This window comes from Rhizobium sp. NXC24 (assembly GCF_002944315.1).
Classification (GTDB): Bacteria; Pseudomonadota; Alphaproteobacteria; order Rhizobiales; family Rhizobiaceae; genus Rhizobium.
Genome location: NZ_CP024311.1, coordinates 3,809,126 through 3,830,050 on the forward strand (window position 1 = coordinate 3,809,126; position 20,925 = coordinate 3,830,050).

Sequence of the window (20,925 nt, forward strand, 5' to 3'; positions counted from 1 at the left end):
GTTCGGCGCAAGGATGAAATTCACGCCGACCGCTGGCGTGGTTGCGGGTCTTATAGATAATTTCGTAAAGACTTGCCAGAGTGGCGGAGCGCAAATTTGGACAATTTTTTGCGCACTGCGGCAACGAAAACGGGGAAAGCCTGAGCGGATGCATCTAAGCGCTGAAAACCTGGCCGCAAGGCGGGGCGAAGACCTGATTTTCGCGAATGTTTCCTTTAGCTTGAGTAATGGCGAGGCCCTGATTCTGACCGGCCGCAACGGCTCGGGAAAATCAACGCTTCTGCGGGTCGTCGCAGGCCTCCTCAAACAGGAAAAAGGCCGCGTCGCCTTCACCGATTCCAAGGGCGAATCGGACCGGCCGGCGGGCGAGGTCAGCCACTACCTCGGCCATCGCAATGCGATGAAATCCGAGCTCACCGTGGCCGAAAATCTCGGCTTCTGGAAAATCTTTCTCGGTGACATGGCTGGCGGCTCTGGTTTGGATATCGATGAAGCCGCGGACGCCGTCGGCCTTGCCGGCATTACCCACCTGCCCTTCGGCTATCTCTCGGCCGGCCAGCAGCGGCGAATCGCCTTTGCGAAACTCCTGGTCGCCTATCGCCCGATCTGGATCCTCGACGAACCGACGGCAGCGCTGGACGCCGCGGCGGACCGGCTGTTTGCGGAACTCATCTCGTCGCATCAGAAGGCGGGAGGGATCGTATTGGCGGCGACCCATCAGCCGCTGGGGCTTACGAATACACAGGAAATGCGGATGACGGGGTTTGCCGGGGTGAGCGAAGGGGTGTGGGGATGATTTTACGTCCCTCACGACCCCTCATCCGTCCTTTTTCGCGACGCGTAACCGCTCGAGTCCACCTTCTCCCCGTTTTACGGGACGAAGGGGTTCGGCAGTCTGCGTCGTCCCCTCTCCCCGCCTGCGGGGAGAGGGCTAGGGTGAGGGGCAAAACTGGTGTCTCCACTGACAATGAAATCAAGGGAATCGCCGTATGACCGCCCTCTTCCTCCGTGACTTAAGACTCTCGGTCCGCGCCGGCGGTGGCGCCCTCATCGGCATTCTCTTCTTTCTGACCGTTGTCGCCGTCATTCCCTTCGGCGTCGGCCCCGACCTCAAGCTGCTGTCGCGCATCGGCCCGGCCATCGTCTGGATCGGCGCGCTGCTGTCAGCCCTGCTCGGTCTCGACCGCCTGTTCCAGGCCGAACGCGATGACGGTTCGCTCGATCTGCTGGTGATGCAGGAAACGCCACTGGTGCTGACCGTGCTCACCAAATGCGCCGCGCACTGGACGGCGACCGGCCTGCCGCTGGTCATCGCCTCGCCGTTGCTCGGCCTCTTCATGAATATGAACGAGATGGCGATCGGCGCGACGGCCCTGACTTTGCTTGTCGGCTCGCCGGCCATCACCTTCATCGGCGCGGTCGGCGCCGCCGTCGCCGTCGCCCTGCCGCGTGGCGGGCTGCTAGTGTCGATCCTGGTGCTGCCGCTGACCATTCCCGTGCTGATCTTCGGCGTCAGCGCCACCTATGCCGCCGTCGAAGGTCCTCAACCCTTCCTGCCGCCCTTCCTGATCCTGATGGCACTGACCTTATTCTTCGCCGTGCTCGGCCCGACAGCGGCTGCCCTCGCTTTACGCCACACGACGGATTGATCGGCCCGAGACAATGCGATCGATTGCCGTATAAACGATATCGGTTTAAACAGGCGAAATGAGCGATATGAGCCCCGCGATCAGCCGATTTTCCGACCTCGCCAACCCGACCCGGTTCCTGGCGTTTTCGGCGCGTCTTATTCCCTGGCTGGCGGCCATATCAGCCATACTCTTCGCGATCGGCCTTTATCTCTCCTTCTCGACCGAAGGCGATTACCAGCAGGGCGATACCGTCCGCATCATGTATATCCATGTGCCGGCCGCCTGGCTGTCGATGATGTGCTATACGATCATGAGCATGTCTGCGATCGGCACGCTGGTCTGGCGCCATCCGCTTGCGGACGTCGCTGCCAAGGCCGCCGCGCCGCTCGGCGCCGCCTTTACCCTTGTTGCCCTCGTCACCGGCTCGCTCTGGGGCAAGCCGATGTGGGGCACCTATTGGGTCTGGGATGCCCGCCTCACTTCGGTTTTCATCCTCTTCCTGATGTATCTCGGGTTGATCGCGCTGAACCGCGCCATGGACGATCCGTCGAAGGCAGCGCGCGTCAGCGCCGTGCTGATCCTTGTCGGTTTCATCAACATTCCGATCATCAAATTCTCGGTCGACTGGTGGAACACGCTGCATCAGTCCGAAAGCGTCATGCGCCTCGGTGGCCCGACCATCGATGCAGAATTCCTATGGCCGCTCTTCACCATGGCGCTTGCCTTCACGCTGCTGTTCTTCACGCTGCATCTGATGGCGATCCGCAACGAGATCTGGCGTCGCCGCATTGCCGCGCAACGCCGTCTCGCCGCCCGCATGGCCGCCCGGGAGGAATAGCATGACACATCCCTTCTACGTCTACGGCTCCTATGGCTTTACCGCCGCCATGATCATCGCCGTCATCGCCTGGACATGGTTCGACGGGCGCCTGCGCCGCAAGGAAATCGCCGCGCTCGAAGCCTCCGGCATCCGTCGCCGGTCGCAGCGCGCACCGGAAGGCAAGACGAAATGAGCCTGGAAACCGAAGAAGGCAACAAGGCGAAATCGGGTAGCAGCGGCCGCTATCTGCTGGCTCTCATTCCGCTGATCGTCTTTGCCTGCATCGCCTTTGCCGTCGGCAAGGTGATGTACGACCAGGAAGTCCACGGCACCGATATTTCCGCGATCCCCTCGGCCCTGATCGGCACAAAAGCCCCGACGCTGGCGCTGGCGCCGCTCGAAGGCTCCAATCTACCCGCACTGACCGACAGCGCTATCCGGGGCAAGCTGACGCTGGTCAACGTCTTCGCCTCCTGGTGCCTCCCCTGCCGCGAAGAACATCCTGTCTTGAAAGACCTTGCCAAGGACGGACGACTGAATATCGTCGCCATCAACTACAAGGACACGGGTGAAAACGCCCTGCGTTTCCTCGGCGAACTCGGCAATCCCTATAGCGCCATCGGCATCGACCCGAACGGTTCGGCCGCCATCGACTGGGGCGTCTACGGCATTCCCGAATCCTACCTCGTCGCCCCCGACGGCACGATCCTCTACAAGCAGGTCGGCCCGTTTACCGCCACCAGCCTCAAAGAGGGGCTCTATCCGGCCATAGCGAAAGCTCAGGGAAGGGCTGCGCTATAAACACCTCACCTCGTCGAGGAGAGGCAGCAGGAAACAAGGCCTCGAACCACGGGGGGCCACGAGGCCAGCTCGCCTCGAACGTGTCGCCGAATCCGAAATTGGTTAAAGCCCGTCCTGCCAGGTCTGGATTACCTCACCCGGCGATGAAGGAAGCTATTTCCTGTCGCAGGGGAAATTCAGTCCGGTGAACGTATTCATGATGTCCTCCGCTGGCACATCCTGAAGCGACGGGTTTTGAATGAGGAAATCGCAAATCATATTGCTGATTTTCTTGGTATCGACATTGGCCGGAATGCAGACGTCTATACCGACCGAACCGCCGAAATACGCCCAGTTGGTCATGGCGCGCGCATTGGGGATCGACTCTGCGATGCCCCGGCGCGCGATGTACTCATCACGATTCCATTTATCCAACCAGCCGATCACATAGCCGTTGGCAAACTGCCGTGAGCCGCGGCAATCGGCCAGCAACTGACTGCCATCGGAAAAACCCACCGATGACTTCGACGAGATCACCGCCAATAAAGTTGCAACGACAATGCCCGACATCCAGCCCCCGCAAGATCATGACTGCTGCGCCATTCATTGCAGCACCAAGACATTTAGATGCAACTTTATGGCGATTTTTGGCGGGAATTGCGTGTAGAATTCATCAAATCTGCGGCGGGTTAAAGCCCGCCCTGCCAGGTCTTGATCGCCTCGACCGGCCAGACCAGCATGATGATATTCAGCGTGAGATTGTCGCGGATCAGCCAGCCGGTGAGCAGCTCGAAGAAGATGGCGATCACGATGGTCAGCGCGACCGGCGCGCGCCACGCGAACAGGAAGCCGACGACCATGAACACCGCGTCCATCGCCGAATTCAGAATGCTGTCACCGAAATAATCGAGCGAGATCGTCGCCGTGCGGTAGCGATTGATGATGATCGGCGAATTCTCAAGCAGCTCCCAGCCGGACTCGATCAGCATGGCGACGAACAGGCGCATCGACAGCGGCTTGCGGCGCATGATCAGATGCGTCAGCCCGAAGAACAGGAAGCCGTGAATGAGGTGCGACGGCGTATACCAGTCGGCGATATGCTGCGAATTGCCGCTGGATTTCACGGCGGGTTCGAAGAGCTTGACATAGCCGCAGGTGCAGATCGGCACCCGGCTCATCATATATTCCGCGACGATCTGGACGAACAGAACTACCGCACAGGCAATGAACCAGAAGCTCTGTTGCCGATAACGATTTTTGGCGTCCGCAAGCGCCGTCATTATTCGGCTTCCGCCGGCGGATTGACCGTGTGCTTCATGATCAACGGCATTTGCGACAGGGTAAAGAGGATGGTGATCGGCATCGTACCCCAGACCTTGAACAGAACCCAAAGATTGTCCGCGGCTTTAACATCCGGCAGGTAATACCAGTTCGACCCACGCCAGACGATTTCATTGAGCACGGCGAGAAACAGGAAGAAGATGCCCCAGCGCATCGTGAGCTTGCGCCAGCCCTCGCTGTCCAACTGGAAGGCGGCGTTGAAGACGTAGCCGAGCAGCGATCTGCCGAACGCGAGCCCGCCGAGCAGCACCACGCCAAACAGCGCGTTGATGATGGTCGGCTTCATCTTGATGAAGGTCTCGTTCTGCAAATAGATGCCGAGCGCGCCGAAAGTGACAACGACGATGCCGGAGACGAAGGGCATCAGCGGCAAATGGCCGAGCATGACCTTCGAGACGACAAGCGAGATCACCGTTGCCGCCATGAACAGGCCGGTGGCGACGAAGAGCGGACCACCGAGCGCTGCGAGCTGCGGAAAATGCTGCACCAGCCACTCGCCACGCAGATTGCCGAAAAAGAACACCAGCAGCGGCCCGAGTTCCAGCACCAGCTTCAGCATCGGATGATGCTTGTCGGCAGCACTTGGGGTGAGATCACTGTCGCTGGTCGTCATCGCGGCACTTTCACTATCATCGAATTTGGTCTTGTCGTTCATTGACTGATCCCGGCGATGGCCTGGGCAAAATCCTCGGCCTCGAACGGCTCGAGATCGTCTACACCCTCGCCGACACCGATGAAATAGACCGGCAGCTTGTGCTTGGCAGAGATGGCCACCAGAATGCCGCCGCGCGCCGTGCCGTCGAGCTTGGTCATGATCAGCCCGTTGACCCCTGCGATATTGCGGAAGATTTCCACCTGGTTCAATGCATTCTGGCCGGTGGTCGCATCTAGCGTCTGCAGCACGGTATGGGGCGCGTCCGGATCGAGCTTGCCGAGCACGCGGACGATCTTTTCCAGCTCCGCCATCAGCTCCGCCTTGTTCTGCAGACGGCCGGCGGTGTCGATGATCAGCACATCGCTCTTGCTGGCCTTAGCCTGCTGGAAGGCATCATAGGCAAGTCCGGCGGCGTCGGCACCGAGCTTGGTGCCGATGAATTCCGACTTGGTGCGGTCGGCCCAGATCTTCAACTGCTCGATCGCCGCGGCACGGAAGGTATCGCCGGCAGCCACCATGACCTTCAGCCCGGCACCGGACAGTTTCGACGCCAGCTTGCCGATCGTCGTCGTCTTGCCGGTGCCGTTGACGCCGACGATGAGGATGACATGCGGCTTATGGCTGAGATCGAGCTGCAACGGCTTGGCGACCGGCTTCAGCACCTTGGCGATTTCCTGCGCCATGATCCGGCTGACATCCTCGCCGGTCACATCCTTGCCGTAGCGTTCCGAGGCCAGCGTATCGGTGACCCGCATCGCGGTCTCGACGCCAAGATCGGCCTGGATCAAGAGGTCTTCCAGATCCTGCAGGGTCTGGTCGTCGAGCTTGCGCTTGGTGAAAAGCGCCGTGATCTGGCCGGTGAGCTGCGACGAGGTGCGCGCAAGACCGGCGCGCAGGCGCTGGAACCAGGACAGCTTTTGCTTTGGAGCTTCGGGGGCTGGTACGGGGGCGTCGGCGGCGCTGGTGAAACCTTTGGGGAGGATGGGAGTGGCGACGGAAGTTTCGGTGCTTTCCGACGAGAACTCCGAACCGGCCGAAGCTTCGTTACCCCCCTCTGTCCTGTCGGGCATCTCCCACTCAAGGGGGGAGATTGTTTCGGAGGCGGTCTCATCCAGTACATCACTGGCTTCGGTCGCGACAGGATACTCTGCTGACGAAGCTTCCTCGGCTTCGATCACCTGCGCATTCAGCTCAGCGCTAACGTCTGCTTGACGGTCAGTCTGCTCTTTTTGCTCCGGCGGCACGGCGTCCTCCAACCAATCTTCCCCCTTGAGGGGGAGATGACTCGTAGGGACAGAGGGGGGTAGCGCAGGTTCGGCAAACTCCGAAGCCGGTGAAACGTCCGCAGCAGGCAGTACTTCAGGCTCCGGAACGGTCGCTTCAACCTTCGGCAAAACCTCTTCCGGCGCCTGCTCTTCCGCCGACTTTTCGCGGCCGAAGGTGAAGACTTTTTTGATGAAATTGAGCGCCATGAAAATTCCGTGAGCGAGTAGGATCAGGCCGCGTCGGCGGCCGCAAGTTGCATGTCGAGATGCTTGCCATTGTGGCCGGTGATTGCCACCTGCACAAGGTCGCGCGGCCTGAGGCTTGGGGCTGCGACAAGCGTGAAGTTTTCCGTATGCGCCAGCCCGTTATTCTCCACGAGCAGCCATTGCCGCGTGCCGACCATGGAGTCGAGATGGGACTGATGCAGTTTTTGTCCAGCCAAGCGCAGCCGTGCAGCGCGTTCCTTGATCAGTGCGCGGTCGAGCTGAGGCATCCGCGCGGCGGGCGTGCCGGGACGCGGGCTGTAGGGAAAGACATGCAGATGCGCAATGCCCACTTCTTCCGCCAGGCTGATGGCATTTTCGAACATCGCTTCCGTTTCGGTCGGAAAACCGGCGATCATATCTGCGCCAAAGCTCATCTCCGGCCGGAGGCGACGGGCATCCTCGATAAAACTGATAGCATCGGCGCGTGAGTGCCGCCGCTTCATCCGCTTCAGGACCATGTCGTCGCCATGCTGCAGCGACAGATGCAGATGCGGCATGAAACGCGGCTCGTCGGCGATCAGATCCATCAGATGCTGGTCGGCCTCAATGCTGTCGATCGAGGACAGCCGCAGGCGGCGGATCTCGGGGATCTGCTTTAGCAGCGTCTTCGCCAGAAGGCCAAGCGTCGGCTGGCCTGGCAGGTCGGCGCCGTAGCTGGTGGCATCGACGCCGGTCAGGACAATTTCGCGGTAACCGCTTTCGACCAGACTGCGCGCCTGGCTCACCACCGCGCCCATCGGCACGGATCGGGAATTGCCGCGCCCATAGGGGATGATGCAGAAGGTGCAGCGATGGTCGCAGCCGTTCTGCACCTGGATGAAGGCGCGCACATGCCCGTCGATATGCCTGATCATCTGCGGCGCGGTCGCCCGCACGCTCATGATGTCGTTGACGCGCAGCTTCTCTTCGGCCGAAACGCCGAAATCCGGCAGCGCGCGATAGGAAGCGCTCGTCAGCTTTTCCTCATTGCCAAGAACGGCGTCCACTTCGGCCATCTCGGCAAAGGTCTGCTTTTCCGTCTGCGCGGCGCAGCCGGTGACGATGATGCGGGCATGCGGATTGTCGCGCCGGGCCCGGCGGATCGCCTGGCGCGCCTGGCGCACGGCCTCGCCGGTAACGGCGCAGGTATTGACCAGGATGGCATTGTTGAGCCCGGCGGCTTCTGCTTGCGACCTCATCACTTCGGATTCATAGGTGTTGAGACGGCAGCCGAAGGTGATGACCTCGACCCCGCTCACCGCGCCTGAGCCCCCTGCTCCGGATCGCGCCGCCAGCTCCCCGTCGTAGGATCGACGGAGCCAGACCATTCCCATTCCGCAGGGCCGGTCATGACGACGTGATCGTCGCTTTCCCGCCATTCTATGGTGAGTTGGCTCGGCGCCGGGGCAGAGGCGACATCGATCGTCACCTTGCGGCCTGTTCTGCCCGTGCGCGCCGCGCTGACGGCGGCCGAACAGGCAGCCGAGCCGCAGGCAAGCGTCAGGCCCGCGCCGCGTTCCCAGGTGCGCGTGCGCAGCGTGGTCGGCGAAAGCACCTGTGCCAGCGTGATATTGGCGCGCTCGGGAAACATCGGATGGTTTTCGAGCAGCGGCCCGAAGCGGGCGAGATCGAAGGACATCGGGTCCTTGTCCACCCAGAAGATCGCATGCGGATTGCCCATCGACATGGCGGAGGGCGAATGCAGGACAGGATTGTCGATCGGCCCGATCTGCAGCTCGATGCGGCGCGTATCGGCAAATTCTTCCGCGAGCGGAATCTTGTCCCACGCAAAGACCGGTTTGCCCATATCGACCGAAATCGTGCCATCCTCATGCTCGACGGCATTCAGGATGCCAGCGACGGTCTGGAAGGTGAACATCTTCTTGCCGTTCTCGGCAGCCAGCGCTTGCACGACGCAGCGCGTGCCGTTGCCGCAAGCCTGCGCATTGGTGCCGTCGGAATTCAGAATATCGATCCAGGCGTCGGTGCCTTGAGCCTTCGGATCGTGGATCGCCATGATCTGATCGAACTCAGTGGCCGGATCGGCATTCAGCGCAATCGCCGCCGCCGCCGTCACCACATCTTTCCGGCCGCGCATGTCGACAACCAGGATCTTGTTGCCAAGCCCGTTCATCCGCGCGAATTCGACCGTATTGCTCATGGTGGTAGGTCCGTCCGTGTTTTCGAGCTGTATATGGCGGAAATGCGGGGGAATTACCAGTGGGCAAGCTATTCCTCAAAATATCGGGGGCACATCAAATACTTCCCCCGCCCTCAGCGGCCTGAACCGATCCGCCTCCACGCCGTACTCCCGGAGCGCCGCATCCAACGCCTTCACCGGCGCATCGATCGCTTCGTCCGTGAGCTGGAAGGTCGCGAAATGGTGGCCGGCGACGTGGGCAGCGTTGCAGAGCTTCATGCCTTGCACTGCTTCCGCCGGGTTCTGATGCTGACCTTTCATGAACCAGCGCGGCTCGTAGGCGCCGAAAGGCAGGATGGCGAGGCGGAAGCCGCCATGTTTTTGCCGCGCCGCCTCATAGTTGACGCCGCGATGAAAGCCGGTGTCGCCGATATGGTAGATCTTCCCAGCAGGGGTCGTGATGACGAAGGCGGCCCAGAGCGCCATGCGGCGGTCGCCGGCGCCGCGTGCCGACCAGTGATGGCAGGGCTCGGCGTCGACGGTCACCCCGTTGGTGATGGCGATGCGATCGCCCCAATCCATCGCCGTAATCCGAGCATCTGGCGCCCCACGGCGGATAATGGCATCGTTGCCGAGCGGCGTCAGGATTTTCGGCCCATGTGCCTCGTGCAGCCGCTTCAGCGTTGCGAGATCGAGATGGTCATAATGATTGTGCGAGACCAGCACGAGATCGATCGGCGGCAGGTCTTCGAACCGGATGCCGGGCGGAACCGCTCGCTTGGGTCCGATGAAGGTGAAAGGGCTCACGCGCTCAGACCACACCGGATCGGTCAATATATTGAGACCGGCCGCCTGGATCAGAATCGAGGCGTGTCCGATCATGGTCACCCGCAATGAGTCGCCGAAGACACGTTTGTCGGGCCTCGCCGGCGGGAACAGGCTGACGACCGGACGAGGCCAGCGCGCGCGACCGCCGCCGAGTTTCCATTTCAACAGGTCACCGAAACTGCCCGGCTCCACGCCGTCCGGATTGAAGAAGCGTAGCCCGTCGAAATGATCGGAGATTGGGCCTTGATAATAGGGGTTCGATGCCTTCCGGGAGCCGGATTTGTCTGTCATGAATGCGCCGTTGGATTTTTCTGTTTGCCCAGATGTGGGTCAAACATCAGGCTTTTGAAAGCCTTTCCGCCCTCTCGGCTTGACTTTCCCACCCGTTTCCTGTTTATCCCCGCCATCTGCGACGAGCACAAGCCTCCGAGCCACCGACCGGGACCCGTTAAGGTATAAAGAGATCCCGGAGGTCAACACCCGACAGCGCGATGCGCCCTCGGGTGCTTTTTGGCTTTGCGTCTTGTTTTCGTCATGGAAAAGCACGACGTTTTCGGGTGAGGAACCGCGCAAGTTGCGCAAGTCCAAATCCCAAGCGATCGATAAGGAAGAACTGATGTTTGAAAACCTCCAGGACCGTCTTGGTTCCATTTTGAATGGACTGACAGGCCGCGGCGCGCTTTCGGAAGCCGATGTTTCCGCAGCACTTCGCGAGGTTCGCCGCGCGCTGTTGGAAGCCGACGTGGCGCTGGATGTCGTACGCTCCTTTACCGATCGCGTCCGTGAAAAGGCCGTAGGCGCCGAGATCCTGAAGTCGATCAAGCCCGGCCAGATGGTCGTCAAGATCGTCCATGACGAACTGATCGAAATGCTTGGCGGCGAAGGCGTCGGCATCGACCTCAACGCGCCGGCCCCGGTCGTCGTCATGATGGTCGGTCTGCAGGGCTCCGGTAAGACCACTACGACCGCCAAGATCGCCAGCCGCATGACGAGCCGCGACCGCAAGAAGGTCCTGATGGCCTCGCTCGACACGCGCCGTCCGGCCGCGCAGGAGCAGTTGCGCCAGCTCGGCGTTCAGACGGGCGTCGACACCCTGCCGATCATCGCCGGCCAGTCGCCGACCGATATCGCAGCGCGCGCCGTGCAGGCAGCAAGGCTCGGCGGCCACGACATCGTCATCCTCGATACCGCCGGCCGTACGCATATCGACGAGCCGCTCATGGTCGAGATGGCGGACATCAAGAAGAAATCCAACCCGCACGAAATCCTGCTGGTCGCCGATAGCTTGACCGGTCAGGACGCCGTCAACCTCGCCCGCAATTTCGATGAGCGCGTCGGCATCACTGGCCTCGTGCTGACCCGCATGGACGGCGACGGCCGCGGCGGTGCCGCCCTTTCAATGCGCGCCGTCACCGGCAAGCCGATCAAGCTGATCGGCGTCGGCGAAAAGATGGGCGAGCTGGAGGAATTCCATCCGCGCCGTATCGCCGACCGCATTCTCGGCATGGGCGACATCGTCTCTTTGGTTGAAAAGGCCGCGGAGAATATCGACGCCGAGAAGGCAGCCGCCATGGCTGCCAAGATGGCCAAGGGCAAATTCGATCTGAACGACCTGGCCGACCAGCTCAAGCAGATGCAGAAGATGGGCGGCATGGGCGGCATCATGGGCCTGATGCCCGGCATGGCCGGCATGAAGGACAAGATGGCCGCCGCAGGCCTCAACGATAAGCTTTTCGGTCGCCAGCTCGCCATCATCTCCTCGATGACGAAGGCGGAGCGCGCCAATCCCGATCTCCTGAAACACTCCCGCAAGAAGCGCATCGCCGCCGGCTCCGGCACCGACGCCGCCGACATCAACAAGCTTCTGAAGATGCACCGCCAGATGGCGGACATGATGAAGATGATGGGCGGCAAGGGCAAAGGCGGCGTGATGAAGCAGCTCATGGGCGGCCTTGCGGGCAAGATGGGCCTCGGCGGCGGCATGGGTGGAATGCCTGACCTGTCGAACATCGATCCCAAGCAGTTGGAAGCCCTGCAGAAGCAGGCGGAAGCCGCTGGTCTCGGACGTCTCGGCGGTATGCCGGGCGGATTGTCCGGTCTTGGCGGCGGTGGCGGTTTGCCGGGTCTCGGCGGCGCCAAGCTCCCCGGCCTCGGCGGTGGTTTGCCGGGACTGCCCGGTTTGCCGAAGAAGAAGTGAGAAGGATCGCAGACCCCATGATTGATCCAGACGTCAAAGCCCAACTGGGCAACTACCGCCAGTCGATCGACAATATCGATGCAGCACTGGTGCACATGCTGGCCGAACGCTTCCGCTGCACGAAAGAAGTCGGCGTGCTGAAGGCCAAGTACAATCTGCCGCCGGCCGATCCGGCGCGCGAGGAATACCAGATCGAACGCCTGCGCCACCTGGCAAAGGACGCAAATCTGGACCCGGATTTCGCCGAGAAGTTCCTGAACTTCGTCATCAAGGAAGTCATCCGGCATCATGAACAGATCGCTGCTGATCTCAGCAACGGCAAATGACCATACCGCCCAAACGAAGCGGTCAAGAAAAGCCTAAGGAGAATTAACATGGCACTGAAAATTCGTCTCGCCCGCGGTGGCTCCAAGAAGCGTCCGTACTACCACGTCGTCGTAGCCGACGCCCGCTCGCCGCGCGACGGCCGCTTCCTGGAGACCCTCGGCTCCTGGAACCCGATGCTCGCCAAGGACGACGCCAAACGCGTTGAACTCAAGGCCGAGCGCATCAAGCATTGGCTCGACCACGGCGCCCAGCCGACCGACCGCGTTCTGCGCTTCCTCGCCGAAGCCGGCATCGCAACGCGCGAAGCCAAGAACAACCCGGAAAAGGCAAAGCCGGGCAAGCGCGCCCAGGAGCGTGCCGCTGAAAAGGCACAGAAGGCCGCTGACGCCGCCGCTGCTGCTGAATAATCGGCCGTAACGACGATTTGAAACGGGTGGCATGGCAACATGCCGCCCGTTTTTTGTTTCCATCGGCGAGCGTTCACCTTATGAGAGAACGCAATCGATCTTCTGCAGTCGGCACAGGACCATGACGAAACTTGAAAACCCGGTATTGATGGCCACCATCGGCGCCGCGCAGGGCCTGAGAGGCGAAGTGCGCGCCCGCGCGTTTACTTCCGATCCCACAGCGCTCGGTGATTACGGCCATCTGCACAGCCTCGACGGCCGCAGCTTCGAGGTGCTGGAAATCCGCGAAGCCAAGAACGTGGTGATCGTCCGCTTTCGCGGCGTCAACGACCGCAATGCCGCCGAGGCGCTGAATGGGCTGGAACTCTATATCGAGCGTGACAACCTGCCCGATGACGAGCTGGAGGACGACGAGTTCTTCTATGCCGATCTCGAAGGCCTGGAAGCGGTGGACGACAAAGGCACCGGCTACGGCACGGTCAGCGGCATCTATGATTTCGGCGCCGGCGACCTGCTCGAGCTTAAGGGGCCGGGCAAACGCCCCGTGCTCATCCCCTTTTCCGAAGCCGCCGTGCTGGAAATCGACCTTGAAGGCGGCAAGATCCTGATCGACCCGATGGCTGCAGGCTTGATCGACAACCCCGATGATTTCACCGGCAAGCCACCGAAGCGGCCCGGCAAGACAAAGAAATGACCCGGCCATGAGTTTCCGGGCAACCATCCTGACACTGTACCCCGAGATGTTTCCTGGCCATCTCGGCGCGTCTCTTGCCGGCAAGGCGATGGAGCGCGGGCAGTGGTCGCTGGACACCGTGCAGATCCGCGATTTCGCCACCGACAAGCATCGCACCGTCGATGATACGCCCGCCGGCGGCGGTGCCGGCATGGTGCTGAAGCCGGATGTGCTTGCCCGCGCCATCGACCACGCCTCCGAAAACGACGACCGTCCGCGCCTGCTGATGAGCCCGCGCGGAAAACCGCTGACACAGAACCGCGTTCGGGAACTCGCCGCCGGCAACGGCGTCATCATCGTCTGCGGCCGTTTCGAGGGCGTCGACCAGCGAGTGATCGACGGGCGCAATCTCGAAGAGGTCTCGATCGGCGATTACATTCTCTCCGGCGGTGAGCCGGCAGCGCTGATCCTGCTCGACGCCGTCGTCCGCATCCTGCCCGGCGTCATGGGCAACGATCTTTCCGGCCTGCACGAGAGCTTCGAAGGCGGCCTGCTCGAGCATCCGCAGTACACGCGGCCCCAGGTTTGGGAAGGACGCGAGATTCCGGCGGTACTTACATCCGGCAACCATGGCGCCATCGCCAAATGGCAGAGGCAAGAGGCGGAGACACTGACCAGGGAACGTCGGCCGGATTTGCTTGATCAGCCCCCTAAGAAATAGCAGCCACAGACGACGAAGGCGCCTGGCCAAACCTCGTCGAACATTCGAAATTTTACACAATCAAAGGTAGCATATTTCTCGCTAATACATCGGGATAATTGATCCGACCGCCTGTCCCCGCTATGATCCCAGCGCTTCATTTGTACATGTGTCACTACCCTCAAGGCATCCAAACCTAAGGAGCTGAGCATGAGCAATACCGTTGACATGAAGTTCGAGATTGTCGTCATCCCTGTGTCAGATGTCGATCGGGCCAAGCGCTTTTATGACGGGCTGGGTTGGAGGCGCGACGCCGATTTCGCCTCCGACGATGGCGGCTACCGCGTCATCCAGTTTACGCCGCCGGGCTCCGGGTGTTCTGTCATCTTCGGCAAGAACGTGACCGCAGCAGCACCCGGTTCCGCTAAGGGACTGTACCTGATCGTCTCCGACATCGAGGCCGCCCGCAAGGAGCTGCTCGACCGCGGCGCCGAAGTTAGCGAGGTGTTCCACGACGCCGGCGGCGTCTACACAGGCGCGGACGAGCCCTACCTGTTCGGGCGGCTCCGGGTCGGCGGTCGCGATCCCGAGCATCGCAGCTACCGCTCGTTCGTCTCGTTCAACGATCCGGACGGCAACGGCTGGCTATTGCAGGAGATCACGGCGAGATTGCCCGGACGCGTGGATGCGAACGCTACGACGTTCATTTCACAGACTGAGCTTGCCAGCGCGCTCCGCCGTGCCGAGATGGCGCATGGCGAGCATGAGAAGCGGACCGGCGGCCAGCGTGATGAGGATTGGCCGAATTGGTACGCCGAGTACATGATCAGCGAACAGGCCGGCAGACCGCTACCGACGTGAGTTGCTGCCGCGACTCGGCGAAAACGTACAGCCGGATTGCCTGATCCGCCACTTCAGGAGTGGCGGATCGAAGCTTCATGGCATCCGATGCTACTTCTGCAAGGCGGCGGCGGCCGGCGCGCTGCGCATCCTGAGCACGTAGTAGACCGCTCCGCCGATAGCGACGCCGAAGAACCAGCCATAGGTTCCCCACCAATCCGGCAGAATGCTAGTGAAGGTCGGCAGGATCGATGAGAACAGGCCGCCAATGACGAAGGCAATTAAAGCGTTGACGTGCCAACCGCCCTGGAACTCGAACTCGCCATTCTCCTGATAAAGCGCCTCGACGTTTAGCTGACCTTTGCGGATCAGATAATAGTCGACCATCATGATGCCGAAGATCGGGCCCATGGTGGAGCCGATGAAGTTGACGAAGTGCGCGGCACCCGTCTCCCACGGCGCGAAGGGATAAAGCACCAGCGCAATCAAGGCCGCGATATAACCGCCGCGCTTGAAGCTGATGAGCCTGGGGAAGACATTGGCGAAGTCGAAGGCCGGTGATACGAAATTCGCCACGACGTTGATGCCGAGCGTCGCCACCGCGAAGGTGAGCGCCGCCAGCAAGGCCAGGAACCAACTGTCGAATTTTGCCGAGATCGCTTCCGGATGCAGCAGCACGTCGCCATAGACGGCAAATGCTGCCGTCGTCGTCACGCCCGCAACGAGGCAGAAAGCCAAAAGGTTGATCGGCAGACCCCAGAGATTGCCTTTGCGCAGGGTTTTCGTGTCCGTGGCATAGCGCGAGAAATCGCAGAAGTTCAGATAGAGCGCCGCGAAATAGGTGATCCAGGTCGCAGCGACCGCAGCGAGCGCGGCAAAGCTGCCGGGTTCACCCGGTACGCCGGCGTCCTTGGTCTTGTCGAGCAGCACATCCCGCGGAATTTCGGCACCGAAGGAGAAAGTGCCGGACTTCACCACCAGATAGACGGCGAGGATAAGCATCATCACCCAGACCGCAGGACCGGCCCAATCCTGGAACCTGCGCACGGTCTCCATGCCATGCTGAATGATCAGCAATTGCAAGGCCCATACGACGACATAGCAGATGACTTCCAGCGTGGAGTGGCCGAGCATATGGCTGTTCTGATGGAAGGCCAGGATAGTGTCATTGCGGATCAGGAGCGCGACGATCGCGCCCGAGGCGGCGGCCGTCTGCGCGCCATACCAGAAGCAGGCGACGACGGCACGCACAAGCGCCGGCAGATTGGCGCCGAATGTGCCGAACGAAGCACGCGCCAGCACCGGGAACGGTACGCCGGTCTTGACGCCAGCATTGCCCACTAGGCTCATGAAGAAGAAGATCACTAGCGAACCGATGCCGATGGCGATGACGAAGTTGATGAAGCTGCCGCAGAGCAGAAAAAGGCTGGCGGCAAGATAATAGCCCCATAGACTATGGACGTCCGAGGTCCAGACGTTGAAAATGCTGAAAGCTCCCCACTTTCGCTCCTCGGCTGGCGCCAGATCCTCGTTGTAGAGCAAGGGCGATGGATTATTCACTGTCATGACTGCCTCTTTTCTTAGCTCCCCTGAAGAAATAAGTGTGCAGCACGACGCGAATTTTGACAATTATTTAAACCCTTCGGACACCAGCTTGTTTTTTAGTCAGCGCAAGGAGCGGATTCCGTCAAAAGCGACGTCTCGCTCATGAAATTCCCCGACAAGGGGTGACAAAGCCGCGACAATAGGATATGTGCGCGCCCGGCATGGGAAATTTCCCATCAACCAGCAAAGAAAAGCAGACGTATTCGCTCCTGCCTTTATTGGCAGATATCCGAGGCTCGACCAAGGATAGACCATTCGGAGCGCTCTGGCTGTTGAACCAACAAAGAGGTTGATAACATGAACATCATTCAGCAGTTGGAAGCCGAACAGGCCGCCAAGATCGAAGCCAAGCGTACCCTTCCCGAGTTTTCGGCCGGCGATACCGTCCGCGTCAACGTGAAGGTCACGGAAGGCAACCGTACCCGCGTTCAGGCCTATGAAGGCGTTTGCATTGCCCGCTCCGGCGGCGGTCTGCAGGAAAACTTCACGGTTCGCAAGATCTCCTACGGCGAAGGCGTCGAGCGCGTATTCCCGGTTTACTCGCCGCTGATCGAAAGCGTCGAAGTCGTTCGCCGCGGTAAGGTCCGTCGCGCCAAGCTCTACTACCTGCGCGACCTGCGCGGTAAGGCTGCCCGTATCGTTGAAAACACCGGCACGCGCGCTCGCAAGCTCAACGATGCCGAGCGCCAGGCTTTGGCCGATGAAAAGGCTCGCATTGAAGCTGAAAAGGTTGCCGCAGCTCAGGCTCTCGCAGCCGAGAAGGCAGCAGCAGAAGCCGCCGAAGCAAAGGCAGCAGCCGAAGCCGCTGCAGCCGCCGCGGAACCGGCAGCAGAATAAGCTTTCCTCTTGGATTGCAGAGATCAAGGCGGCCTTCGGGTCGCCTTTTTTGTTGCGAAGGAGATAAAGGGACGAGAAGGAAAATTCCCCGCAAACCACGAGCTTTGGAGAGGCTTTTCTGTTTTTATCGTCGCGACCATGGCAATAGCCTTGCCATTCGCTTTCTAATTATGACAATTTTCCGTTGCGCTATCCGGGGAGATTTCCATGACATTCCGTCGTTCGTTTCTTTTGGGCCTGACCGCCCTCGTGCTTGCACCATTTGCTTCTTTCGCCGCCGATCTGCCGAACCTGAACGGCAAGACCGTGGTCGTCGTCACTGAGAATGCCTATCCGCCGCTGCAATTCGTCGACCCCAAGTCCGGCAAGCCGATCGGCTGGGAATATGACGCGATGAACGAGATCGCCAAGCGGCTGAACTTCAAGGTCGAGTACCAGAACACGAGCTGGGATGCGATGATCCAGGCCGTCTCCGAAGGCCAGTACAACATCGGCATGACCGGCATTACCATCAAGGAAGACCGCAAGCAGAAGGTCGACTTCTCCGATCCCTATATGCGCTCGCAGCAGTTCATGTTGGTGCGCGGCGACGAGAAGCGCTTCACCGATGCCAAGAGCTTCGCCGCCTTCAAGGAAGGCCTGATCGGCGCGCAGCCGGGCACGACCCCCTTCTACACCGCCGTCTATGAAGTCCTCGACGGCAACGAGCAGAACCCGCGCATCAAGACCTTCGAAACCTTCGGCGCGACCGTGCAGGCGCTGAAGACCGGCGATGTCGATCTGGTGCTGACCGACGGCACGGCAGGCAAGGGTTACGTCGACGCTTCAAACGGCGGATTGAAGCTGATCGGCGATCCTCTCGGCACCGAGGATTTCGGCTTCATCTTCCAGAAAGGCTCCGATCTCGTCGCTCCGATCAATGCCGCCATCGCCAGCCTGAAGGCCGACGGCACCTTCGACGCCCTGAACAAGAAGTGGTTCCTCGACTACAAGATGGGCCAATGAACCCTGCAGATCGATATACTGGAAGCCCGCTCTGATGGCACCATTGACAGGCCTGGGCGGGCACCCCGGCAAGGATGACTTTCCCTGGTGGTTGATCGCCCTTGCCATACTCGGCGTCGTCATTTCCTTTGCAATCGCGGCAAACGGCCTCTACGCCCAGATCTTCTCTCTTCTGCTCAACGGCATCGGCGTCACGATCTTCGTGACGCTGGTGGCCTTTACGCTTGCCATGCTGCTCGGCCTTGGGCTTGCGCTGCTTGGCCTGTCGGACTTCCTCGTGCTGCGGCAGGCGGCGCGCTTCTATATCGAGATCGTGCGCGGCATCCCGATGCTCGTGCTGCTCTCCTACGTCGCCTTCGTTGGCACACCGGCCTTCGTCGCCGTTTATAACTTCATCATTTCCCCGTTGATTTCCGCCGGCTGGACAAGCCCGCTTGTCGTCCGCGACGTGCCGTTCGTCTGGCGCACGATCATCGCGCTGACGATAGGCTATTCGTCCTTCATCGCCGAGATCTTCCGCGCCGGCATTCAAGCCGTCGACCAGGGCCAGATCGAAGCGGCAAAGGCGCTAGGCCTCACCCGCTTCCAGCGTTTCCGCCTCGTCGTCTTTCCGCAGGCGATCCGCGTGATCCTGCCACCGCTGTCCAACGACTTCATCGCGATGGTGAAGGACAGCTCGCTGGTGTCCGTGCTGGGCGTTGCCGATATCAGCCAGCTTGCCAAGCTCTATTACTCGGCCAATTTCCGCTACTTCGAAACGCTGTCGATCCTCGCTTTCATCTACCTGTTGCTGACGATTGGCCTGTCGCTATTGCTGCGGCAGCTCGAAGCCTGGATGCGCCGGCGTTCGGGCGGCGATCGCTCCGCCTTCCGCCGCATGGCGCCTGGCCAGCCGCCGGATGCGCAAGTGTGATGGCTGCGGCCAAACGTCGGCCCACCCAACACCACCCTATCGCCACCATTGCCGAAGGTTTTGAAAATTGGTATGAGCATCGGCATGACAAAGATCATGAGCAAAGACGGACAGCTCGTCACGGCTTTCGTGCTGCAGGACCATAAGCGCCTGCCGGCCCGATTCTTTGCGATGATTTCGGGCGCGCTCAACAGCCGACTTCGCTGATCACTCCCGAGGCCGGCGGTCCTGATCCGTCACCCCCATTTTCGACAATGCAATATGGATCTGTAGCCATGAGCGCTCCACGCACCCTTTACGACAAAATCTGGGATGATCATCTCGTCGACAGCCAGGACGACGGCACCTGTCTTCTCTACATCGACCGTCACCTCGTTCATGAAGTGACGTCGCCGCAGGCTTTCGAAGGCCTGCGCATGAGCGGCCGTAAGGTTCGCGCCCCGGAAAAGACGCTGGCCGTCGTCGACCATAACGTTCCGACCTCTGCTGATCGCCATCTCGGCATCAAGAACGAGGAAAGCCGCATCCAGGTCGAGGCGCTCGCCAAGAACGCGGCTGAATTCGGCGTGGAATATTACTCCGAAAACGACAAGCGTCAGGGCATCGTCCACATCATCGGCCCTGAGCAGGGTTTCACCCTGCCCGGCATGACCATCGTCTGCGGTGACAGCCATACGTCCACCCACGGCGCCTTCGGCTCCCTGGCGCACGGCATCGGCACCTCCGAGGTCGAGCATGTGCTCGCCACACAGACGCTGATCCAGAAGAAGGCGAAGAACATGCTGGTGCGCGTCGACGGCCAGTTGCCGGAGGGCGTCACTGCCAAGGACATCATCCTCGCCATCATCGGCGAGATCGGCACTGCCGGCGGCACCGGCTACGTCATCGAATATGCTGGCGAAGCGATCCGCGCGCTGTCGATGGAAGGCCGCATGACGATCTGCAACATGTCGATCGAAGGCGGCGCCCGCGCCGGCCTGATCGCGCCGGACGACACGACCTTCGAATATATCAAGGGCAAGCCGCGCGCGCCGAAGGGTGAAGCACTGGAGCAGGCGATCGCCTACTGGAAGACGCTGCAGAGCGACGAAGGCGCGCATTACGACCGCGTCGTCGTGCTCAACGCTGCCGCCCTGCCGCCGATTGTCTCCTGGGGTTCGTCGCCGGAAGACGTCGTCTCTGTGCAGGGCATCGTTCCGAACCCGGACGAGATCCAGGATGAGACCAAGCGCGCTTCCAAGTGGCGCGCCCTCGACTACATGGGCCTGAAGCCGGGCACTCCGATGACCGAGATCAACATCGATCGCGTCTTCATCGGCTCCTGCACCAACGGCCGCATCGAGGACCTGCGCGCCGTCGCCAAGGTCGTCGAAGGCAAGACGGTGGCATCCACCGTCGACGCGATGATCGTTCCGGGCTCCGGTCTTGTGAAGGAACAGGCGGAAGCCGAAGGCCTCGACAAGATCTTCAAGGCCGCCGGCTTCGACTGGCGCGAGCCGGGCTGTTCCATGTGCCTCGCCATGAACGATGACCGCCTGAAGCCGGGCGAGCGCTGCGCCTCCACCTCGAACCGCAACTTCGAAGGCCGCCAGGGCTTCAAGGGCCGCACCCATCTGGTCTCGCCGGCTATGGCAGCGGCAGCGGCAATCGCCGGTCACTTCGTCGATATTCGCGAATGGAACTGATTGATTTCAGATAACCGACAAAGGCGGCTT

24 protein-coding genes are annotated in these 20,925 nt (G+C 60.9%); 16 read left to right on the forward strand and 8 right to left on the reverse strand.

Features of this window, described 5'->3' with window-relative positions; genetic code table 11:
- Positions 1-148 precede the first annotated feature (148 nt).
- The 5 genes from ccmA (at position 149) to NXC24_RS18710 (ending at position 3,252) form a co-directional block, all read left to right on the forward strand.
- Complete coding sequence (gene ccmA / locus NXC24_RS18690) at positions 149-796, forward strand: heme ABC exporter ATP-binding protein CcmA (protein ID WP_104824653.1); 648 nt, start codon at positions 149-151, stop codon at positions 794-796.
- Between the two features lie 193 nt (positions 797-989).
- The gene (gene ccmB / locus NXC24_RS18695) at positions 990-1,649 is read left to right on the forward strand and encodes a heme exporter protein CcmB (RefSeq protein WP_104824654.1); all 660 of its coding nucleotides are present in this window, start codon (positions 990-992) and stop codon (positions 1,647-1,649) included.
- A gap of 58 nt (positions 1,650-1,707) precedes the next feature.
- A complete protein-coding gene (locus NXC24_RS18700) occupies positions 1,708-2,469 on the forward strand; it encodes a heme ABC transporter permease (protein WP_104824655.1) in 762 nt (253 codons plus the stop codon).
- A gap of 1 nt (position 2,470) precedes the next feature.
- Positions 2,471-2,644 (forward strand): heme exporter protein CcmD, encoded by a 174-nt coding sequence (gene ccmD, locus NXC24_RS18705; RefSeq protein ID WP_104824656.1) that lies wholly within the window; start codon positions 2,471-2,473, stop codon positions 2,642-2,644.
- Positions 2,641-3,252: a DsbE family thiol:disulfide interchange protein gene (locus NXC24_RS18710; RefSeq protein ID WP_104824657.1), complete on the forward strand. Its 612-nt coding sequence runs from the start codon at positions 2,641-2,643 to the stop codon at positions 3,250-3,252. Before ccmD ends, NXC24_RS18710 begins: the two co-directional genes overlap by 4 nt.
- Positions 3,253-3,405: 153 nt before the next feature.
- Here the strand turns inward: NXC24_RS18710 and NXC24_RS18715 are convergent, their stop codons facing one another.
- From NXC24_RS18715 to NXC24_RS18745, 7 genes are all read right to left on the reverse strand, one after another.
- Positions 3,406-3,801 (reverse strand): Rap1a/Tai family immunity protein, encoded by a 396-nt coding sequence (locus tag NXC24_RS18715; RefSeq protein WP_104824658.1) that lies wholly within the window; start codon positions 3,799-3,801, stop codon positions 3,406-3,408.
- 119 nt (positions 3,802-3,920) lie between these two features.
- Positions 3,921-4,511: a DUF2585 domain-containing protein gene (locus NXC24_RS18720; RefSeq protein WP_199773497.1), complete on the reverse strand. Its 591-nt coding sequence runs from the start codon at positions 4,509-4,511 to the stop codon at positions 3,921-3,923.
- On the reverse strand, positions 4,511-5,227 hold the full coding sequence (locus tag NXC24_RS18725; protein WP_104824659.1) for a septation protein A: 717 nt from the start codon (positions 5,225-5,227) through the stop codon (positions 4,511-4,513). Before NXC24_RS18725 ends, NXC24_RS18720 begins: the two co-directional genes overlap by 1 nt.
- Positions 5,224-6,699 carry a signal recognition particle-docking protein FtsY gene (gene ftsY, locus NXC24_RS18730; protein ID WP_104824660.1) on the reverse strand — a complete coding sequence of 492 codons (1,476 nt, stop codon included), beginning with the start codon at positions 6,697-6,699 and terminating at the stop codon, positions 5,224-5,226. The genes NXC24_RS18725 and ftsY overlap by 4 nt, the downstream gene beginning before the upstream one ends.
- Before the next feature lie 23 nt (positions 6,700-6,722).
- Positions 6,723-7,997, reverse strand: a complete 1,275-nt coding sequence (gene mtaB, locus NXC24_RS18735) for a tRNA (N(6)-L-threonylcarbamoyladenosine(37)-C(2))-methylthiotransferase MtaB (protein ID WP_104824661.1) — start codon at positions 7,995-7,997, stop codon at positions 6,723-6,725.
- Positions 7,994-8,899 carry a diaminopimelate epimerase gene (gene dapF, locus NXC24_RS18740; protein WP_104824662.1) on the reverse strand — a complete coding sequence of 302 codons (906 nt, stop codon included), beginning with the start codon at positions 8,897-8,899 and terminating at the stop codon, positions 7,994-7,996. The genes mtaB and dapF overlap by 4 nt, the downstream gene beginning before the upstream one ends.
- 75 nt (positions 8,900-8,974) lie before the next feature.
- On the reverse strand, positions 8,975-9,997 hold the full coding sequence (locus NXC24_RS18745; protein WP_104824663.1) for an MBL fold metallo-hydrolase: 1,023 nt from the start codon (positions 9,995-9,997) through the stop codon (positions 8,975-8,977).
- Between the two features lie 325 nt (positions 9,998-10,322).
- Here NXC24_RS18745 and ffh point away from each other — a divergent pair, with 325 nt between their 5' ends.
- From ffh to NXC24_RS18775, 6 genes are all read left to right on the forward strand, one after another.
- On the forward strand, positions 10,323-11,903 hold the full coding sequence (gene ffh, locus NXC24_RS18750; RefSeq protein WP_104825249.1) for a signal recognition particle protein: 1,581 nt from the start codon (positions 10,323-10,325) through the stop codon (positions 11,901-11,903).
- Positions 11,904-11,920: 17 nt separating this feature from the next.
- Positions 11,921-12,229 carry a chorismate mutase gene (locus NXC24_RS18755; protein ID WP_104824664.1) on the forward strand — a complete coding sequence of 103 codons (309 nt, stop codon included), beginning with the start codon at positions 11,921-11,923 and terminating at the stop codon, positions 12,227-12,229.
- 48 nt (positions 12,230-12,277) lie between these two features.
- Positions 12,278-12,637: a 30S ribosomal protein S16 gene (rpsP, locus tag NXC24_RS18760; protein ID WP_004107969.1), complete on the forward strand. Its 360-nt coding sequence runs from the start codon at positions 12,278-12,280 to the stop codon at positions 12,635-12,637.
- Between the two features lie 121 nt (positions 12,638-12,758).
- Positions 12,759-13,331, forward strand: coding sequence for a ribosome maturation factor RimM (gene rimM / locus NXC24_RS18765; protein ID WP_104825250.1), 573 nt, complete (start codon positions 12,759-12,761; stop codon positions 13,329-13,331).
- Positions 13,332-13,338: 7 nt separating this feature from the next.
- Positions 13,339-14,031: a tRNA (guanosine(37)-N1)-methyltransferase TrmD gene (gene trmD / locus NXC24_RS18770; protein WP_104824665.1), complete on the forward strand. Its 693-nt coding sequence runs from the start codon at positions 13,339-13,341 to the stop codon at positions 14,029-14,031.
- Positions 14,032-14,220: 189 nt separating this feature from the next.
- Positions 14,221-14,871, forward strand: a complete 651-nt coding sequence (locus tag NXC24_RS18775; RefSeq protein ID WP_104824666.1) for a VOC family protein — start codon at positions 14,221-14,223, stop codon at positions 14,869-14,871.
- 90 nt (positions 14,872-14,961) lie between these two features.
- Here the strand turns inward: NXC24_RS18775 and NXC24_RS18780 are convergent, their stop codons facing one another.
- Entirely contained in the window at positions 14,962-16,416 is a 1,455-nt protein-coding gene (locus tag NXC24_RS18780) for an NCS1 family nucleobase:cation symporter-1 (protein WP_104824667.1), read from the reverse strand.
- Positions 16,417-16,752: 336 nt separating this feature from the next.
- Between NXC24_RS18780 and rplS the strand changes: the two genes are divergently transcribed.
- From rplS to leuC, 5 genes are all read left to right on the forward strand, one after another.
- Entirely contained in the window at positions 16,753-17,292 is a 540-nt protein-coding gene (gene rplS, locus NXC24_RS18785; RefSeq protein ID WP_104824668.1) for a 50S ribosomal protein L19, read from the forward strand.
- Positions 17,293-17,499: 207 nt separating this feature from the next.
- Positions 17,500-18,297, forward strand: coding sequence for a basic amino acid ABC transporter substrate-binding protein (locus tag NXC24_RS18790; protein ID WP_104824669.1), 798 nt, complete (start codon positions 17,500-17,502; stop codon positions 18,295-18,297).
- A gap of 34 nt (positions 18,298-18,331) precedes the next feature.
- Entirely contained in the window at positions 18,332-19,210 is an 879-nt protein-coding gene (locus NXC24_RS18795) for an amino acid ABC transporter permease (RefSeq protein ID WP_104824670.1), read from the forward strand.
- An 84-nt stretch (positions 19,211-19,294) separates the two neighbouring features.
- Positions 19,295-19,417, forward strand: a complete 123-nt coding sequence (locus NXC24_RS36190) for a hypothetical protein (protein ID WP_260303993.1) — start codon at positions 19,295-19,297, stop codon at positions 19,415-19,417.
- Between the two features lie 68 nt (positions 19,418-19,485).
- On the forward strand, positions 19,486-20,895 hold the full coding sequence (gene leuC, locus NXC24_RS18800) for a 3-isopropylmalate dehydratase large subunit (protein WP_104824671.1): 1,410 nt from the start codon (positions 19,486-19,488) through the stop codon (positions 20,893-20,895).
- Positions 20,896-20,925: the final 30 nt, after the last annotated feature.

What these genes read in the sequence shown, in the direction of transcription:
- ccmA (WP_104824653.1), top strand. Translation starts at nt 149, where the DNA reads ATGCATCTAAGCGCTGAAAACCTGGCCGCAAGGCGGGGCGAAGACCTG.
- ccmB (WP_104824654.1), top strand. Translation starts at nt 990, where the DNA reads ATGACCGCCCTCTTCCTCCGTGACTTAAGACTCTCGGTCCGCGCCGGC.
- NXC24_RS18700 (WP_104824655.1), top strand. Translation starts at nt 1,708, where the DNA reads ATGAGCGATATGAGCCCCGCGATCAGCCGATTTTCCGACCTCGCCAAC.
- ccmD (WP_104824656.1), top strand. Translation starts at nt 2,471, where the DNA reads ATGACACATCCCTTCTACGTCTACGGCTCCTATGGCTTTACCGCCGCC.
- NXC24_RS18710 (WP_104824657.1), top strand. Translation starts at nt 2,641, where the DNA reads ATGAGCCTGGAAACCGAAGAAGGCAACAAGGCGAAATCGGGTAGCAGC.
- NXC24_RS18715 (WP_104824658.1), bottom strand. Translation starts at nt 3,801, where the DNA reads ATGTCGGGCATTGTCGTTGCAACTTTATTGGCGGTGATCTCGTCGAAG.
- NXC24_RS18720 (WP_199773497.1), bottom strand. Translation starts at nt 4,511, where the DNA reads ATGACGGCGCTTGCGGACGCCAAAAATCGTTATCGGCAACAGAGCTTC.
- NXC24_RS18725 (WP_104824659.1), bottom strand. Translation starts at nt 5,227, where the DNA reads ATGAACGACAAGACCAAATTCGATGATAGTGAAAGTGCCGCGATGACG.
- ftsY (WP_104824660.1), bottom strand. Translation starts at nt 6,699, where the DNA reads ATGGCGCTCAATTTCATCAAAAAAGTCTTCACCTTCGGCCGCGAAAAG.
- dapF (WP_104824662.1), bottom strand. Translation starts at nt 8,899, where the DNA reads ATGAGCAATACGGTCGAATTCGCGCGGATGAACGGGCTTGGCAACAAG.
- NXC24_RS18745 (WP_104824663.1), bottom strand. Translation starts at nt 9,997, where the DNA reads ATGACAGACAAATCCGGCTCCCGGAAGGCATCGAACCCCTATTATCAA.
- ffh (WP_104825249.1), top strand. Translation starts at nt 10,323, where the DNA reads ATGTTTGAAAACCTCCAGGACCGTCTTGGTTCCATTTTGAATGGACTG.
- NXC24_RS18755 (WP_104824664.1), top strand. Translation starts at nt 11,921, where the DNA reads ATGATTGATCCAGACGTCAAAGCCCAACTGGGCAACTACCGCCAGTCG.
- rpsP (WP_004107969.1), top strand. Translation starts at nt 12,278, where the DNA reads ATGGCACTGAAAATTCGTCTCGCCCGCGGTGGCTCCAAGAAGCGTCCG.
- rimM (WP_104825250.1), top strand. Translation starts at nt 12,759, where the DNA reads ATGACGAAACTTGAAAACCCGGTATTGATGGCCACCATCGGCGCCGCG.
- trmD (WP_104824665.1), top strand. Translation starts at nt 13,339, where the DNA reads ATGAGTTTCCGGGCAACCATCCTGACACTGTACCCCGAGATGTTTCCT.
- NXC24_RS18775 (WP_104824666.1), top strand. Translation starts at nt 14,221, where the DNA reads ATGAGCAATACCGTTGACATGAAGTTCGAGATTGTCGTCATCCCTGTG.
- NXC24_RS18780 (WP_104824667.1), bottom strand. Translation starts at nt 16,416, where the DNA reads ATGACAGTGAATAATCCATCGCCCTTGCTCTACAACGAGGATCTGGCG.
- rplS (WP_104824668.1), top strand. Translation starts at nt 16,753, where the DNA reads ATGAACATCATTCAGCAGTTGGAAGCCGAACAGGCCGCCAAGATCGAA.
- NXC24_RS18790 (WP_104824669.1), top strand. Translation starts at nt 17,500, where the DNA reads ATGACATTCCGTCGTTCGTTTCTTTTGGGCCTGACCGCCCTCGTGCTT.
- NXC24_RS18795 (WP_104824670.1), top strand. Translation starts at nt 18,332, where the DNA reads ATGGCACCATTGACAGGCCTGGGCGGGCACCCCGGCAAGGATGACTTT.
- NXC24_RS36190 (WP_260303993.1), top strand. Translation starts at nt 19,295, where the DNA reads ATGACAAAGATCATGAGCAAAGACGGACAGCTCGTCACGGCTTTCGTG.
- leuC (WP_104824671.1), top strand. Translation starts at nt 19,486, where the DNA reads ATGAGCGCTCCACGCACCCTTTACGACAAAATCTGGGATGATCATCTC.